Raw genomic sequence first — 14,501 nt, forward strand, 5'->3', positions numbered from 1 at the left:
CTCCGTTTATGTATTCTGTATGCAAAGGCCCCCGGTGCGCAGCACACGGGGGCAGTGGTGTTTTTCTTCTTACTTGGTCAGGATGAAGCCCTTCAGCTTCGAGAACGCGGTTTCCAGCAGTTCCTTCTGCTGCGCCACGTGCTTGTCGGCGTAACCGACCGCAGGCGAGGCCGAAGCCGCGCGACCTGCATACGCCAGGCGCTGGCCAGCTTCCATGTTTTCGAAGATGTTGTGCTGGATCTGGAACCACGGACCCTGGTTCTGCGGCTCGTCCTGCACCCACACCACCTCTTGCGCGTTCGGGAACTTCTTCAGTTCTTGCGCGAGCGACTTGTGCGGGAACGGGTACATCTGTTCGATACGGATGATCGCCACATCGCTCACGCCGCGGGTCTTGCGCGCGTTGACCAGGTCGTAGTAGACCTTGCCCGAGCAGACCTGCACGCGCTTGACCTTCGAGGCTTCGATCTTCTCGTCGACTTCGCCGATCACGGTCTGGAAACCGCCCTTGGCCAGGTCGGTCAGCGGCGAGCCGGCGTCCTTGTTACGCAGCAGCGACTTCGGCGTGAAGATCACCAGCGGCTTGCGGAACTGGCGCACCATCTGGCGGCGCAGCAGGTGGAAGATCTGGGCGGCCGTGGTCGGCTGCACCACTTGCATGTTGTTGTCGGCGCACAGCTGCAGGAAGCGCTCGATGCGTGCCGACGAGTGCTCCGGACCCTGGCCTTCGTAGCCGTGCGGCAGCATCATGGTCAGGCCCGAGGCGCGGCCCCACTTCACTTCGCCCGAGGCGATGAACTGGTCGATGACGACCTGGGCGCCGTTGACGAAGTCACCGAACTGGGCTTCCCAGATGGTGAGCGTGTTCGGTTCGGCGGTCGAGTAGCCGTACTCGAAGCCGAGCACCGCTTCTTCCGACAGCACCGAGTCGATCACGGTGAAATTGGCCTGGTTGTCCGAGACGTTGGCCAGCGGCAGGTAGATGCCCTGGTCCCAGCGCTCGCGGTTCTGGTCGTGCAGCACGGCGTGGCGGTGCACGAAGGTGCCGCGGCCGGCGTCCTGGCCCGACAGGCGCACCGCGTAGCCCGAGGACAGCAGCGAGGCGAAGGCCAGGTGCTCGCCCATGCCCCAGTCGAGGTTCATCTCGCCGCGGCCCATGGTGGCGCGGTCGTTCAGGACCTTCTCGACCAGCGAGTGCGGCTTGAAGCCTTCCGGCACCTTGGTGATGCGTTCGGCCAGGCGTTTCAGTTCGGTCAGCGGCACCGAGGTGTCGCAGGCGTCGGTCCACTTCTTGTTCAGGAACGGCGCCCAGTCGACGGCGTACTTGCCCTTGAAGTTGGTCAGCACCGGATCGACGGTGTGCTTGCCGGCGTCCATCGCGGCGCGGTACTCGGCGACCAGCTGGTCGCCGGTTTCCGGCACCACGGTACCCTGGGCAGACAGCTTCTCCGCGTACAGCTTGCGGGTGCCCGGGTGCTTGGCGATTTTCTTGTACATCAGCGGCTGGGTCAGGGCCGGGGTGTCCTGCTCGTTGTGGCCCAGCTTGCGGTAGCAGACGATGTCGACCACCACGTCCTTGCCGAACTCGGTGCGGTAGTCCATCGCGATCTGCGAGGCCAGCACGACCGCTTCCGGATCGTCGGCGTTCACGTGCAGCACCGGTGCTTCGATCATCTTGACGACGTCCGAGCAGTAGATGGTCGAACGGGCGTCGCGCGGGTCCGAGGTGGTGAAGCCGATCTGGTTGTTGATGACGATGTGGACGGTGCCGCCGGTGCCGTAGCCGCGGGTCTGGGCCAGGTTCAGGGTTTCCATGACCACGCCCTGGCCGGCAAACGCTGCGTCGCCGTGCACCAGGATCGGCAGCACTTCCTTGCCCTTGCGGTCGCCGCGGCGGTCCATGCGCGCCTTGACCGAACCTTCGACGACCGGGTTGACGATCTCGAGGTGCGACGGGTTGAAGGCCAGCGACAGGTGGACCGGGCCGCCCGGGGTCGAGATGTCGCTCGAGAAGCCCTGGTGGTATTTGACGTCGCCCGCCGGCAGGTCGTCGGCGTGCTTGCCTTCGAATTCTTCGAACAGGTCGGCCGGGCTCTTGCCCAGGGTGTTGACCAGCACGTTCAGGCGGCCGCGGTGGGCCATGCCGATGACGATTTCCTGCACGCCCTTTTCACCGGCGCGCTGGATGACTTCGTCGATCGAGGCGATGAAGGATTCGCCGCCTTCCAGCGAGAAGCGCTTGGCGCCGACGTACTTGGTGTGGAGGTAGCGTTCCAGGCCTTCGGCCGCGGTCAGGCGCTCGAGGATGTGCTTTTTCTTGTCGCCCGAGAAGGTCGGGGTCGAGCGGATCGATTCCAGGCGTTCCTGCAGCCAGCGCTTCTCGGTCGGGTCGCTGATGTACATGAACTCAGCGCCGATCGAACGGCAGTAGGTGTCGCGCAGCATGTTCAGGATGTCGCGCAGCGGCGCGGTCTCTTTCCCGAAATAGGTGTTGCTGATGTTGAAGACGGTGTCGAGGTCCGCTTCGGTAAAGCCGTAGAAGCTCGGATCGAGTTCCGGCAGCGGCGGACGTTCCTGGCGCTGCAGCGGGTCGAGGTTGGCCCAGCGCGAGCCGAGGTAGCGGTAGGCGGCGATCAGTTGGGTGACGGCCACGCGCTTGCGGCCCATTTCCGGGTCCGACGAGGCGCTGACGGTGCGGATCGGGCCCTGCTTCGCGCGTTCCGCGAACGAGGCGACGACCGACGAGTGGACCACGTCCGGGCGGCTGGAGCCGTCCACGGCAGGCACGTGCTGCATCTGGTCAAAGTAGGCGCGCCAGTTTTCCGGGACCGAGCCCGGATTGTTCAGGTACGCTTCGTACAACTCTTCCACGTACGGCGCATTACCGCCGAACAGGTACGAGTTCGCATTCTGTTGCTGCATCATTCTTGCTCACCTTTCTTCGCGCTTCGCGAGTATGGGGCGGGTTAGTCTAACCTTCCGCGACACGGCCTGACCGGTTAGCGGATCGCACTTACTACATCAAGTTGTGGGGGAAGGACGAAATTCTGAATTGCAAATACATGACCTAAGGCAAGTATTCTGCCTTTTAGCGCACAACATTGTAACGCATGCGCTAGCGCAAGGCAGAACCTCGGCGCGAAATGTTTTATTTCTATTTGTAAAGTGCTGTAAAAATCACACCCTGCCGTTGACCACGTAAATGATAATCGTTATCATTTGATGATGAACTCAACCGGACCGACCACCACCCCGCAAACGGCCGCCCTCCCGGGTGCAGGCCGCGCCCTCTATCTCAGGCAATTGCACCAGTGGCACTGGATCAGTTCGGCCATCTGCCTGATGGCCATGCTGCTGTTCAGCTTTACCGGATTCACCCTCAACCACGCGGCCCAGATCGAAGCCAAGCCCGAGGTCACGCGCCTGAAGGCCGGCCTGCCCGAGCCGCTGCGCGCCCAGCTGGAAACCTACGCCGCCGGCCATGCCGACGCCGAGCTGCCGCTGCCCAGCGAGATCGCGGACTGGGCCAACGCCGCCTTCCCGGTTGACGTGCGCGGCAAGCGCGCCGAGTGGAGCGAAGAAGACGCCTACATCGCCCTGCCGCGCCCCGGCGGCGACGCCTGGCTGCGCATCGCCGCCGACGGCTCGGCCGAATACGAGGCCACCTCGCGCGGCTGGATCTCCTGGCTCAACGACATGCACAAGGGCCGCAACACCGGCGCCGTCTGGAGCTGGTTCATCGACCTGTTCGCGATCGCCTGCGTGGTGTTCTGCGTCACCGGCTTCCTGATCCTGAAATCGCACGCCGCCAAGCGCCCCTCGACCTGGCCGGTGGTCGGCTTCGGGATCGTGCTGCCGGCCGTGATTGCGCTGCTGTTCGTCCACTAATTCACAAGCTGATCTTCTAGTTACCCTACTATATATAAGGCAACCTAATGAAACTGTCTCACTCGCTGGCGCTCACCCTGCCCTTCGTCTCCGGCTGGGCCGTGGCTGCCGACCTGTCCGTGAAGTTCGAACTGCCGCAGCTGCAGGTGGCGGAGTACCACAAGCCCTACGTGGCGATCTGGATCGAGAAGGGCGACGGGTCGATCGCTTCCAATCTGGCCGTGCTGTACGACGTCAAGAAAAAGGACAATGCCGGCGAGAAGTGGGTCAAGGACCTGCGCACCTGGTGGAGAAAAGCCGGGCGCGACGTCCAGCTGCCGATGGACGGTGTGAGCGGCGCCACCAAGGCGGCCGGCACCCACACCATGAATTTCGCCGGCGCCACCAGCAAGCTGCCGGCCGGCGAGTACAAGCTGGTGGTGGAGGCCGCGCGCGAGGCCGGCGGCCGCGAACTGGTGCGGGTGCCCTTCACGCTGCCCGCCAAGGGCAAGCTGGCGGCGAATGCCAGCGGCAAGGAAGAACTCGGCGCCGTATCAATCACCATCCAGTAACGCTAACCGGAGACCACGATGCACCATCTCGTCAAGAAGACCATCCTGTCGCTGGCCCTGGCCGGCCTGTCCTTCGGCGCCAGCGCCCACCGCGGCTGGATGCTGCCCTCCACCGGCTTCGTCGAGAAGGAAGAAGCCTGGGTCACCATCGACGGCGCCGTCTCGGAAGGCCTGTTCGAGTTCGACCACGTGCCGCTGCGCATGGACGGCGTGACCGTCACCGACCCGAGCGGCGCCACCAGCGCCGCCACCGGCGCCGTGCTGGGGAAGCTGCGCAGCACCCTTGACCTGCGCCTGCCGCAGGACGGCACCTACCGCATCGCGATGGTGTCCAACAACGTGATGGGCAGCTACAAGCTGAACGGCGAAGAAAAGCGCTTCCGCGGTCCTGAACCCAGCGTGGCCAAGGAGATCCCGGCCGGCGCCACCGACGTGCAGAAATCGACCACCCACACCCGCATGGAAACCTTCGTCTCGGCCAACAAGCTGAGCACCGGCGCCTTGAAGCCGAGCGGCGAAGGCCTGGAGCTGGTCCCGGTCACCCACCCGAACGACCTGCGCGCGGGCGAGACCGCGAAGTTCCGCTTCCAGCTCGACGGCAAGCCGCTGGCCAACTTCCCCTTCAGCCTGGTGCCGGCCGGCGTCAAGTTCCGCGGCACCATCAACGAGATCCGCCTGAGCACCGACGCCAAGGGCGAAGCCAGCTTCACCCTGCCGGCCGCGAACCGCTACTGGATGAGCGCCAAGTATCCGGTCGAGCAGCCCAAGGGCCCGGGGGCGCCGGGTTCGCGCCGCTACGCCTATTCGGCCACCTTCGAGATCCTGCCGGAGTAAGCGAGCGGTGCGCGCCGTCCTGGTTCCCCTCGCCATCGACCTGGCGCTGCCGCCCGCGGGAAGCGTCCTGCGCGAGGCGGCGGGGCGCTCGATGGGCACGGGCTGGTCGGCGCGGATGCTGGTCCCGCCCGGCCTGGGCGCCGACCTGGACGCCGCCCTGCAGCGCGAGCTGGGCCAGATCGTCGCCCAGATGAGCCACTGGGACGAGGCTTCCCTGCTCTCGCGCTACAACCGGGCGCCGGGCCCAGGCTGGCATGCGCTGCCGCCGCAGTTCTTCGAGGTGGCCGACTTCGCGCTGCAGGTCCATGCCGACACGGCCGGCGCCTACGACCCGGCCGCCGGCGAACTGGTCGGGCTGTGGGGTTTCGGCCCGCACCGGCGTCACGACGCGCCCGGCTTCCGGGCGCCCGGCGCCGCGGCCGTTGCCGAGGCGCTGGCGCGGCGCGCCGACAGCACCCCGCAGCTCGATCGGGCCGGCCGGCGCCTGCTGCAGCCGGGCGGCGCCGTGCTCGACTTTTCCGCGATCGCCAAGGGGTATGGGGTGGACCGCCTGGCCCTGTGCCTGGAGCGCCACGGCATCCGCCACTATCTGGTGGAAGTCGGCGGCGAGCTGCGCGGCGCCGGCATGAAGCCGGACGGCGAGCCGTGGTGGGTCGAGATCGAAGGGGTGCCGGACGCCGGCTGCGGCCCGCAGGCGGTGGTAGCCCTGCACGGCCTGGCGATTGCCACTTCCGGCGACTACCGCAGCTATTTTCACCATGAGCGGCGGCGCGCCTCGCACACGCTCGACCCGCGCAGCGGCCAGCCGATCGCCAACGGCGTCGCCTCCTGCACCGTGCTGGCGGGCGCCTGCATGACGGCCGATGCGCTGTCCACCGCGCTCACGGTCATGGGCGTGGCGGACGGGCTGGCGTTTGCCGACCGGCGCGGCATCGCGGCGCGCTACCTGGTCCGCCACCCGGGCGGGCTGCGCGAACACACCAGCGCCGCCTGGCAGGAACTACTGCAATGAGAGCGCGGCAATGAGCATGACGATCGACCCCGTACGCTGGGGCAGCGCCCTGGCCCTGTCCGGCGCCTGGCTGACGATGTGCCTGGCCGTCTGGCGCGCGCGCGCCGCGCGCGGCACGCCGGACGCGGGCGCGGCCGACTGGCTGGTGGTGCATGCCAGCCAGACCGGCAGCGCCGAATACCTGGCCGGCCAGACCGCCGCCACGCTGCGCACCGGCGGGCTGGCGGCGCGCGCCGTGTGCATGTCCGACCTGCCCGCGGACGCGCTTGCGCGCGCCGGCCGGGTCCTGTTCATCGCCAGCACCTACGGCGAAGGCGACGCGCCCGACACGGCGGCGCGCTTCGCCGGCGCGACCATGGGCAGCGCGCCCGACCTGTCGCACCTGCACTACGCCGTGCTGGCGCTGGGCGACAGCAGCTACACGAATTATTGCGGCTTCGGCCGCGCCCTGGACGGCTGGCTGGCGGCGCGCGGCGCCACAGCCCTGTTCGAGCGCATCGACGTCGACCGCGGCAACCCAGCTGCGCTGGCCGAATGGCAGCACCATATCGGCCGCCTGGCCGGCACCAGCGACGCGCCCGATTGGGAAGCGCCCGGCTACGGCGACTGGCGCATCGTCGAGCGCGTGCTTGCCAACCCGGGCAGCACCGGCGCGCCGCTCTACCGCATCGCCCTGGCTCCGCTGGACGGCGCGCTGCCGGCCTGGGAAGCGGGCGACCTGGCGCAGCTCAGCGCCCCGGCCGACCCGGAGCATCCGCGCGAATACTCGATCGCCTCGCTGCCCGGCGAAGGCCGGCTGGAACTGATGGTGCGCCTGCAGCGGCGCGAGGACGGCAGCCTGGGCGCGGCCTCGGGCTGGCTGTGCGAGACGGCGGGCGCGCACGACACGGTCCGGCTGCGGGTGCGCGCGCACGGGCGCTTCCGCCTGAACGGCAATGCCGCGCGTCCGCTGATCGCGATCGGCAACGGCAGCGGCCTGGCCGGCCTGCGCGCGCTGCTCAAGGCGCGCATCGCGGCGGGCCATGGCGACAACTGGCTGCTGTTCGGCGAACGCAAGGCCGCCCACGACTTCCTGTGCCGCGACGAGCTGCAGGGATGGCTGGCGGCAGGCAGCCTGGCCCGGCTCGACCTGGCGTTTTCGCGCGATGGGGCAACGCCGCGCTATGTGCAGCATCTGGTTCGCGAACAAGCCGCGGCGCTGCGCGACTGGGTCGGGAAGGGAGCAGCGATCTACGTGTGCGGCAGCCTGCAGGGCATGGCCGGCGGGGTACACGCGGCGCTGATGGAAGTGCTGGGAGCGGACAGGCTGGAGGCGCTCGCGGCCGAGGGCCGCTACCGCAGGGATGTGTATTAGGTCAGGTGGGCGGCGCAGCCGCCCACCTGACGAACGACGTTTGACTTACTTGTCGTTCTTGTGACTCTGCGAACCGGCACGTGCGTGCTGCTCCGGCGAGCCGCCCTGGGTGCCACGGCTGGCCTGATTGCCGCCCTGGTTGCTGCTACCCTGGTTGCCGCCACGGCCGCTCTGCTGGCCGCCACCGCCGCCGCTTTGCTGGCTGCCGCCGCCACCGCCGCCGTGGCTCATCGAGCCGGCACGGCGAGCTTCTTCCGAGGTGAATTCATGGGCATTGCCCGATGCGTGGGCTGCACGGCCGCCTTCCGAAGCGATTTCACGCTGCTTCTGCGGATCCATCGATGCGAAACCGCGGTTGCTGGTGTCGCCGCTCTGCTTGTTGCCGCCGCCCTTGTTGCCGCCTTGGTTGTTCGATGCCATAGTTGCCTCCTATACATTTCTAAAGGACCAGCCGGAAGTGGCTGAGACAGGGTCATCCTAGCTTCGCCGGGTCCGATGGACCACCCAAACACGGCAATGGTCTTGTAGGATTCCATCTTGCGCCGTCCGGCGGCTTGTCTGTCACACGCGGAGAAATTGACTAATTAATATTTTGTGTTTTTGCCATCACTAGAATAGGATCGCTGTTTGCATGCTGCCCATAGAACGGAATGACTTCTTCCCTGTAGTCCTGCACTGACTCGACATTGTGAAATTTTCCATCGGCCACCGGCTGTTTTTCTCGGTCCTGCTCGCCATCCTCGCGGTGGCGGTCGGCGCCGTTTACCTGCTGCGCCAGAACGTGCTGGCCGGTTTCGGCGACTACGCCGTGGGCATCGAACTCGACCGCCTCGACGAGCTGTCGGGCGCGCTGGCGGCGCGCTACCGGGCACACGGAGGCTGGCAGTTCCTGCCCGCCGGCGAGGAGGGCCGCGGCTGGATCGCCCAGGAGCTGCTGCGCTTGCAGGACGAGCGCCGGCGGCGCACGCTGGCGGTGCCGGACGCGCCGCCAGTACCGGCGCCGCCGCCGGCCGTGGCGCCGGCCACGCCGGCAGCACCGCTACGCGTCACGGCGGCGGCCGTCCCTGCCTCAGCCCCCGGGGCGGCGCCGGCCCCGCCGGCACCTCCGGCACCTCCCGCACCTCCCGCGCCACCGGCGCCGCCGGCCTTGCCGCTGCCGCCGCCGCGCCTGGACGCCGCGCCCGCCGAGGGCGTCAGCTACGACCTGCACCGCCGCATCACCCTGCTCGACGCCAAGGGCAACTACCTGGCCGGCCGCCCGCTGCGGGAGCCGGGCGCGCTGCCGCCGGCGCGCCGTCCGATCGAAGTGGACGGCCGCAGCGTCGGCTACCTGACGGTGGCGCGCAGCCACGGGCCGAGCGACGCCATGGCCCTGGCCTTCCTCGACGGCTTGCGCAGCAGCCTGTGGCTGATCGTGGCTGCCGCGGTGGCGTTCAGCGCGCTGGCCGCCGTGCTGCTGGCGCGCCACTTCCGCCAGCCGATCCGCCAGCTGGCCGAAGGCGCCGGCGCCCTCGCCGGCGGCCGCTATGCGGTGCGCCTGCCGGAGGCGCGCAGCGACGAACTGGGCGAGCTGGCGCGCCACTTCAACGCGCTGGCGCAGCAGCTGGAAAGCGCCGAAGGCGCGCGCCGCCAGTGGGTGGCCGACACCTCGCACGAACTGCGCACCCCGCTGGCCGTGCTGCGCGCCCAGCTGGAGGCGCTGCAGGACGGCGTGCGCAGCGCCACGCCCGAGACGGTCGCGGCCATGCTGCGCCAGGTGCTGGCCCTGAACAAGCTGATCGACGAACTGTATGCGCTGGCGCGCGCCGACGTCGGCGCGCTCGACTGCAAGCCGGCGCCGCTCGACCTGTGGCAGTTCGCGGTCGCGCATGCGCAGGGCTTCGGCGCGCGCCTGCAGGCGGCCGGGCTGGCGCTCGCGCTCGGGACGGCCCCGCCGCACAGCCGCGTGCTGGCCGATCCCGACCGCCTGCGCCAGGTGCTCGACAACCTGTTCGAGAACAGCCTGCGCTACACCGCGCCGGGCGGGCGGATTGCCCTGCACGCGCAGGCCGGCGGCGGCCTGCTGCAGCTGGTCATCGACGACAGCGCGCCCGGCGTGCCGGACGCGGCGCTGGCGCGCCTGGGCGAGCGCTTCTACCGCGTCGATGCCTCGCGCAGCCGCGCCCACGGCGGGGCCGGACTCGGCCTGGCGCTGTGCCGCCGCCTACTCGAAGCGCAAGGCGGCGCCCTGGCCTTCGCCCATGCGCCGCTCGGCGGCCTGCGCGTGACCCTGTCCCTGCCGCTGGCGCCGGGCGCCGCCGGAGAGCGCGCATGAGCCAGACCATCATGATCGTGGAAGACGAGCCGGAACTGGCCGCGCTGGTGGCCGACTACGCGCGCGCGGCCGGCTACCGGCCCGCGCTGTTCGGCGACGGCGCCGAGGCCCTGGCCGCGATCCGCGCCGCGCCGCCGGCCCTGGTCGTGCTCGACCTGATGCTGCCCGGGCTCGACGGCCTGGCGCTGTGCCGGGCGCTGCGCGCCGGCGGCACGCCGGACAGCACGCTGCCGGTAATCATGGTGACCGCGCGGGTCGAGGAGATCGACCGCCTGCTCGGCCTGGAAGCGGGCGCCGACGACTACCTGTGCAAGCCCTTCAGCCCGCGCGAACTGATGGCCCGCATCAAGGCCATCCTGCGCCGCGCCGGCGGCGGCGCACCGCAGCCGGCGCCGGTGCTGGCGCTCGACGAGGCGGCCCGGCGCGCCACGCTCCACGGCCGCCCGCTCGACCTGACGCCGAGCGAATTCGCGATCCTGGCCGCGCTGGCGCGCCGTCCCGGCCAGGTGTTCTCGCGCGCCCAGCTGCTCGATTGCGCGCGCGCCGACAGCCTGGACGCCACCGACCGCGCCGTGGACAGCCACATCAAGAACCTGCGGCGCAAGATCGCGCTGGCCGCGCCGGGACTGGAAGCGATCCGGTCGATCTACGGCCTCGGCTACCGCTACGACATCTGACGCGCCCGCAGACACGCCTGCCCGGGTGCAAGCCGACATCGTCATGCGCGCAAGGTTCCATCAATCTCTTTGCGCTACGCCGTCCTGCGCCTCGCGCGCTGTCCTACCTTGGTCGGACGCCATGCAGGACGCATGGAGCGACTGAACTGATCCGCGAACTGGCCGCGCCGGCACCCGTCGGCCAAAGCCGGGCGCCGGTCCAGGCGCCGGGCAAGGCAGCGCGCGCGGCGGCGCGCACCCAGGCCGCGCAAGCTGGCGCACTGCCGGGGACACGATCGGGTGCATGATCGGATGCACTACCGGCTACGCCGGCGGAGGCCTTGCGCGGGGGACAGCCGATCTGCTAGCGGCAGCGGCTCCATGGTTTCTCCACATTTGGCATGCAGGATGCACACATGGCCCGCGCATCCTGCCGCGCGGGCCGCCGCCAAAGGAGACCACCATGAACATCAAGAACAAGGCCATCGTCGCCATCGCCCTGCTGGGCTGCGTGGCCGGCAGCGCCCAGGCCGGCGTCCACCTGCGCTACCAGTGCGACTCGACCGTGAAGGGCAAGTGCCCGCCGCCTCCGGTACCGCCGGTCCCGCCCACGCCGCCTGCCCCGCCTGCCCCGCCGGCGCCCCCGATGGGCCCGGGCGACCACGCCGGGCACGCCACCCCGCCCGCGCCGCCGGCCCTGCCGGCCATGCCGGCGCTCCCGGCGCCGCCGGCGCCGCCGCTGCCGCCCGATCCGCCCGCCATTCCTGAGGTGCCGGCCGCGGCCCATGCGGCCTGCGCCGGCAAGGCCGAGGGCACGCGCCTCACCCACGTGCTGCGCCCGGGCGAGACCATGACCGGCGTGTGCGAGCGCGAAGACGGCGAACCGGTGTTCCAGCTGCGCGAGTACCGCATCCGCGATTGAACGCGAGGCGGCTCGACGCAGGGGTCTAGATCATTTATTCTAGACCCCATGAGCACTCCCGACCTACCCGCCAAGCCGACCCCGTCCGAACTGGAAATGCTGCGCCTGCTGTGGCGGCTGGGCCCTGCCACGGCGCGCCAGGTGCACGCCGCGGCGGTCGAGACGCGGCCCGACATGCCCTATGCCAACGTGTTGCGCCTGCTGCAGATGATGCACGCCAAGGGCCTGCTGAGCCGCGACGAAAGCGCGCGCGCCCATGTGTACGCCCCGGCCCAGCCGCAGGACAGCCACCAGGCCAGCCTCATCAAGGAGCTGATCCACAAGGCCTTCTCCGGCTCCGGCAAGGAGCTGGTGCTGGCCGCCCTGCGCGGCCACGTCAGCAAGAAAGAGCGCGAGGAAATCCAGAACATCCTGAACGGCGAACGGCGCGGGGACTGAGATGCCGATTGCGCGCCCCGTCCCACCCGTGCAGCCCGAACTGGAAGACTGCTGCCGCAGCGGCTGCGTGCCCTGCGTGTTCGACCTCTACGAAGAAGCCCTCGCGCGCTACGAGCGCGAGCTGGCCGCCTGGGAAGCCGCCAACCCGGCCGCGCCGCCTGCCTGAGTTCCTGTCGCGCACGCTTGAAAATCAAATACTTATCGTTTTGATTAGAATGATCCCATCGGTGTTCGACACGGAGGGAATATGTTCGACATGGATCTTCCTTGGTGGGAATTCATCGTACGCGGGCTGGCCGTGTACCTGCTGCTGCTGGTCATGGTGCGCCTGTCCGGCCACCGCACGGTGGGCCAGTTCACGCCCTTCGACCTGCTGGTCGTCATGCTGCTGTCCGAAGCCGTCTCCAACTCGCTGAACGGCGGCGACGATTCGCTGGTCGGCGGCCTGATCGGCGCCGCCACCCTGGTCGCCATCAATTCGCTGGTCGCCCTGTTGAGTTCGCGCAGCGCCCGCTTCGAAAAACTGGTCGACGGCGCCGCCGTGCTGATCGGCCGCGACGGCGTGTTCTTCGACAAGGTCGTGCGCAATTGCCGCCTGTCCGAATCGGACCTCGAAGAAGCCCTGCGCGAGCACGACTGCCCGCGCCCGCAGATGAAGTGCGCCTTCCTGGAGGCCGACGGCCAGATCACCATCATGCGCAAGCCGTAAGCGGCGCCTCCTCCCTTTCTTTTATACCTGTGCCCGAGGTACTTTTATCCCCCGTACGGTGTGGACGGTCCGGAATTGATGCGCTAACTTTTTTCAGCAGTACACCCGCCGGGTGTGCTGTTTGGATTCTTTCCTAATCAGGAGGTTTGCCATGAAAAAAGTACTGACCGCGCTTGCGCTGGTTGCTGGCACAGCGGCCCTCGCACCTGCGGCCCAGGGTGCCGACATCTACCGCGCCGTGTCCAGCGGCCCGAGCGAGTCGCCGCCCAACGGGTCGCCCGGGGCCAGCGTCGCCACCCTCGAGATCGACGGTTCGCTGCTGCGGGCCGAAGTGCCCTTCGACGACCTGCTAGCGGGAACCACGGTGGCCCACATCCACTGCTGCACGACGGAAGCCTTCACGGGCGTCGCGCCGCCGGCGATTTCGCTGGTGGACTTCCCCATGATGGTCACCGCGGGCAGCTACACGCACACCTTCGACCTCGGCGACCCCGCCGTGTATGAGCCGGCCTTCCTGGCCTCGTTCGGCGGCACCGCGTCGGCGGCCAGCGCGGCGCTGCTCGATGCGATGAACGCCAACCAGGCCTACCTCAACATCCACACGAGCGAGTATCCGAACGGCGAAATCCGCGGCTGGATGGTGGCGGCGCCGATTCCCGAACCCGCGACCTGGGGGATGCTGGGCGTCGGGCTGGCCGGATTGGCGCTGATGTCGCGCCGCCGGGCCGGTGCCACCGGCGCGGCCGGCTAGGCCGTCAGGCGATCTCCGCCTGGCGCTCCGCCAGCAGCCGGCTCCAGGCCGGTATCGCCGCGCGCCAGAAGGCCTCGAGCGATGCCGGCCGGTCCAGCTGCAAGCCGAGGAAGCGCGCCGATTGCAGCAGCGCCTCCAGCGCCGCGGTCTCGTCGCCCGGCGCCACGGCCAGCGCACCGGTCTGCTTCGACAGTTTTTCGCCGTTCTCGTTGCGCACGACCGGCACGTGCAGGTAGCGCGGCGTCGGCACCCCGAGCACGCGCTGCAAAAAGATCTGGCGCGGCGTCGAGTCGAGCAGGTCGGCCCCGCGCACCACGTCGGTGACGCCCTGCTCGGCGTCGTCCACGACCACCGCCAGCTGGTAGGCCCAGAAGCCGTCGGCGCGCTTCAGGACGAAGTCGCCCGATTCGGCGTGCAGGCGCTGGGTTACCTCGCCCGCGAAGCGGTCGGTGAAGCCGATCACGTCGTAGCCCGGCTCCGGCACGCGCAGGCGCAGGCTGCGCATGCTGCGCCCCTCGGCCAGGCCATGCCGGCAGGTGCCGGGATAGATGGGGGCGCCGTCGGGCGCGACGCCGAGGCGCGAATCGGCGATCTCGCGCCGGTTGCAGCCGCAGGGATAGGTATGCTCGACGATGCGCTCCGCGGCCGCCTGGTACAGCTGCTTGCGCCGGCTCTGCCAGACCACCTCGCCGTCGGCATGCATGCCGAGCGTGTCGAGCAGCGCCAGGATGCCTTCGGCCGCGCCGGGCACGCTGCGGCCTTCGTCGATGTCCTCGATGCGCACCAGCCAGGTGCCGTGGTGCGCCCTGGCGTCGAGGTAGCTGGCCAGGGCCGCCACCAGCGAGCCGGCGTGCAGCGGGCCGGTCGGGGACGGGGCGAACCGGCCGATGTAGGGAGAATTCAGGGTGGACATCCGGTAATGATACCCGGTGCCTCCTACTTTTTGGCAATGGGATGGACGCCCCCTCCCGAAACGGCATCGATGTGCCAAAGTGGAAGTGTCAACTCACCACGACATCGAGGGGGGCGTCATCATGAAGATTACGACAATCGGCATCGATCTGGCAAAGGA

15 protein-coding genes are annotated in these 14,501 nt (G+C 69.0%); 12 read left to right on the forward strand and 3 right to left on the reverse strand.

Annotated elements, in window-relative coordinates; genetic code table 11:
- Positions 1–69 precede the first annotated feature (69 nt).
- Entirely contained in the window at positions 70–2,925 is a 2,856-nt protein-coding gene (locus tag AB3347_RS16345) for a 2-oxoglutarate dehydrogenase E1 component (protein ID WP_369092847.1), read from the reverse strand.
- A gap of 297 nt (positions 2,926–3,222) precedes the next feature.
- Here AB3347_RS16345 and AB3347_RS16350 point away from each other — a divergent pair, with 297 nt between their 5' ends.
- The 5 genes from AB3347_RS16350 to AB3347_RS16370 are packed head-to-tail and all read left to right on the forward strand — an operon-like array spanning position 3,223 to position 7,639.
- On the forward strand, positions 3,223–3,888 hold the full coding sequence (locus AB3347_RS16350; RefSeq protein ID WP_369092848.1) for a PepSY-associated TM helix domain-containing protein: 666 nt from the start codon (positions 3,223–3,225) through the stop codon (positions 3,886–3,888).
- A 47-nt stretch (positions 3,889–3,935) separates the two neighbouring features.
- Positions 3,936–4,439 (forward strand): DUF2271 domain-containing protein, encoded by a 504-nt coding sequence (locus AB3347_RS16355; protein WP_369092849.1) that lies wholly within the window; start codon positions 3,936–3,938, stop codon positions 4,437–4,439.
- Between the two features lie 18 nt (positions 4,440–4,457).
- A complete protein-coding gene (locus AB3347_RS16360) occupies positions 4,458–5,273 on the forward strand; it encodes a DUF4198 domain-containing protein (protein WP_369092850.1) in 816 nt (271 codons plus the stop codon).
- A 7-nt stretch (positions 5,274–5,280) separates the two neighbouring features.
- Complete coding sequence (locus tag AB3347_RS16365) at positions 5,281–6,285, forward strand: FAD:protein FMN transferase (RefSeq protein ID WP_369092851.1); 1,005 nt, start codon at positions 5,281–5,283, stop codon at positions 6,283–6,285.
- A 10-nt stretch (positions 6,286–6,295) separates the two neighbouring features.
- Positions 6,296–7,639: a sulfite reductase subunit alpha gene (locus AB3347_RS16370; RefSeq protein ID WP_369092852.1), complete on the forward strand. Its 1,344-nt coding sequence runs from the start codon at positions 6,296–6,298 to the stop codon at positions 7,637–7,639.
- 45 nt (positions 7,640–7,684) lie between these two features.
- Here AB3347_RS16370 and AB3347_RS16375 read toward each other — a convergent pair whose 3' ends face one another.
- On the reverse strand, positions 7,685–8,059 hold the full coding sequence (locus AB3347_RS16375; protein ID WP_369092853.1) for a KGG domain-containing protein: 375 nt from the start codon (positions 8,057–8,059) through the stop codon (positions 7,685–7,687).
- 268 nt (positions 8,060–8,327) lie between these two features.
- Between AB3347_RS16375 and AB3347_RS16380 the strand changes: the two genes are divergently transcribed.
- The 7 genes from AB3347_RS16380 (at position 8,328) to AB3347_RS16410 (ending at position 13,429) form a co-directional block, all read left to right on the forward strand.
- A complete protein-coding gene (locus AB3347_RS16380) occupies positions 8,328–9,953 on the forward strand; it encodes an ATP-binding protein (protein WP_369092854.1) in 1,626 nt (541 codons plus the stop codon).
- Complete coding sequence (locus tag AB3347_RS16385) at positions 9,950–10,630, forward strand: response regulator (protein WP_369092855.1); 681 nt, start codon at positions 9,950–9,952, stop codon at positions 10,628–10,630. Before AB3347_RS16380 ends, AB3347_RS16385 begins: the two co-directional genes overlap by 4 nt.
- Positions 10,631–11,072: 442 nt before the next feature.
- Positions 11,073–11,531 carry a hypothetical protein gene (locus AB3347_RS16390; RefSeq protein ID WP_369092856.1) on the forward strand — a complete coding sequence of 153 codons (459 nt, stop codon included), beginning with the start codon at positions 11,073–11,075 and terminating at the stop codon, positions 11,529–11,531.
- Positions 11,532–11,579: 48 nt separating this feature from the next.
- A complete protein-coding gene (locus AB3347_RS16395; RefSeq protein WP_369092857.1) occupies positions 11,580–11,969 on the forward strand; it encodes a BlaI/MecI/CopY family transcriptional regulator in 390 nt (129 codons plus the stop codon).
- Position 11,970: 1 nt separating this feature from the next.
- On the forward strand, positions 11,971–12,135 hold the full coding sequence (locus tag AB3347_RS16400) for an oxidoreductase-like domain-containing protein (RefSeq protein ID WP_369092858.1): 165 nt from the start codon (positions 11,971–11,973) through the stop codon (positions 12,133–12,135).
- A gap of 81 nt (positions 12,136–12,216) precedes the next feature.
- The gene (locus AB3347_RS16405) at positions 12,217–12,678 is read left to right on the forward strand and encodes a DUF421 domain-containing protein (RefSeq protein WP_369092859.1); all 462 of its coding nucleotides are present in this window, start codon (positions 12,217–12,219) and stop codon (positions 12,676–12,678) included.
- Positions 12,679–12,829: 151 nt separating this feature from the next.
- The gene (locus AB3347_RS16410) at positions 12,830–13,429 is read left to right on the forward strand and encodes a CHRD domain-containing protein (protein WP_369092860.1); all 600 of its coding nucleotides are present in this window, start codon (positions 12,830–12,832) and stop codon (positions 13,427–13,429) included.
- Between the two features lie 4 nt (positions 13,430–13,433).
- Here the strand turns inward: AB3347_RS16410 and gluQRS are convergent, their stop codons facing one another.
- A complete protein-coding gene (gluQRS, locus tag AB3347_RS16415; protein WP_369092861.1) occupies positions 13,434–14,342 on the reverse strand; it encodes a tRNA glutamyl-Q(34) synthetase GluQRS in 909 nt (302 codons plus the stop codon).
- Positions 14,343–14,501: the final 159 nt, after the last annotated feature.

It is taken from the genome of Massilia sp. X63 (assembly GCF_041023745.1).
Classification (GTDB): domain Bacteria; phylum Pseudomonadota; class Gammaproteobacteria; order Burkholderiales; family Burkholderiaceae_D; genus Telluria.

Coding starts and splice junctions, on each gene's coding strand:
- AB3347_RS16345 (WP_369092847.1), bottom strand. CDS start 2,925: ATGATGCAGCAACAGAATGCGAACTCGTACCTGTTCGGCGGTAATGCG.
- AB3347_RS16350 (WP_369092848.1), top strand. CDS start 3,223: ATGATGAACTCAACCGGACCGACCACCACCCCGCAAACGGCCGCCCTC.
- AB3347_RS16355 (WP_369092849.1), top strand. CDS start 3,936: ATGAAACTGTCTCACTCGCTGGCGCTCACCCTGCCCTTCGTCTCCGGC.
- AB3347_RS16360 (WP_369092850.1), top strand. CDS start 4,458: ATGCACCATCTCGTCAAGAAGACCATCCTGTCGCTGGCCCTGGCCGGC.
- AB3347_RS16370 (WP_369092852.1), top strand. CDS start 6,296: ATGAGCATGACGATCGACCCCGTACGCTGGGGCAGCGCCCTGGCCCTG.
- AB3347_RS16375 (WP_369092853.1), bottom strand. CDS start 8,059: ATGGCATCGAACAACCAAGGCGGCAACAAGGGCGGCGGCAACAAGCAG.
- AB3347_RS16385 (WP_369092855.1), top strand. CDS start 9,950: ATGAGCCAGACCATCATGATCGTGGAAGACGAGCCGGAACTGGCCGCG.
- AB3347_RS16390 (WP_369092856.1), top strand. CDS start 11,073: ATGAACATCAAGAACAAGGCCATCGTCGCCATCGCCCTGCTGGGCTGC.
- AB3347_RS16395 (WP_369092857.1), top strand. CDS start 11,580: ATGAGCACTCCCGACCTACCCGCCAAGCCGACCCCGTCCGAACTGGAA.
- AB3347_RS16400 (WP_369092858.1), top strand. CDS start 11,971: ATGCCGATTGCGCGCCCCGTCCCACCCGTGCAGCCCGAACTGGAAGAC.
- AB3347_RS16405 (WP_369092859.1), top strand. CDS start 12,217: ATGTTCGACATGGATCTTCCTTGGTGGGAATTCATCGTACGCGGGCTG.
- AB3347_RS16410 (WP_369092860.1), top strand. CDS start 12,830: ATGAAAAAAGTACTGACCGCGCTTGCGCTGGTTGCTGGCACAGCGGCC.
- gluQRS (WP_369092861.1), bottom strand. CDS start 14,342: ATGTCCACCCTGAATTCTCCCTACATCGGCCGGTTCGCCCCGTCCCCG.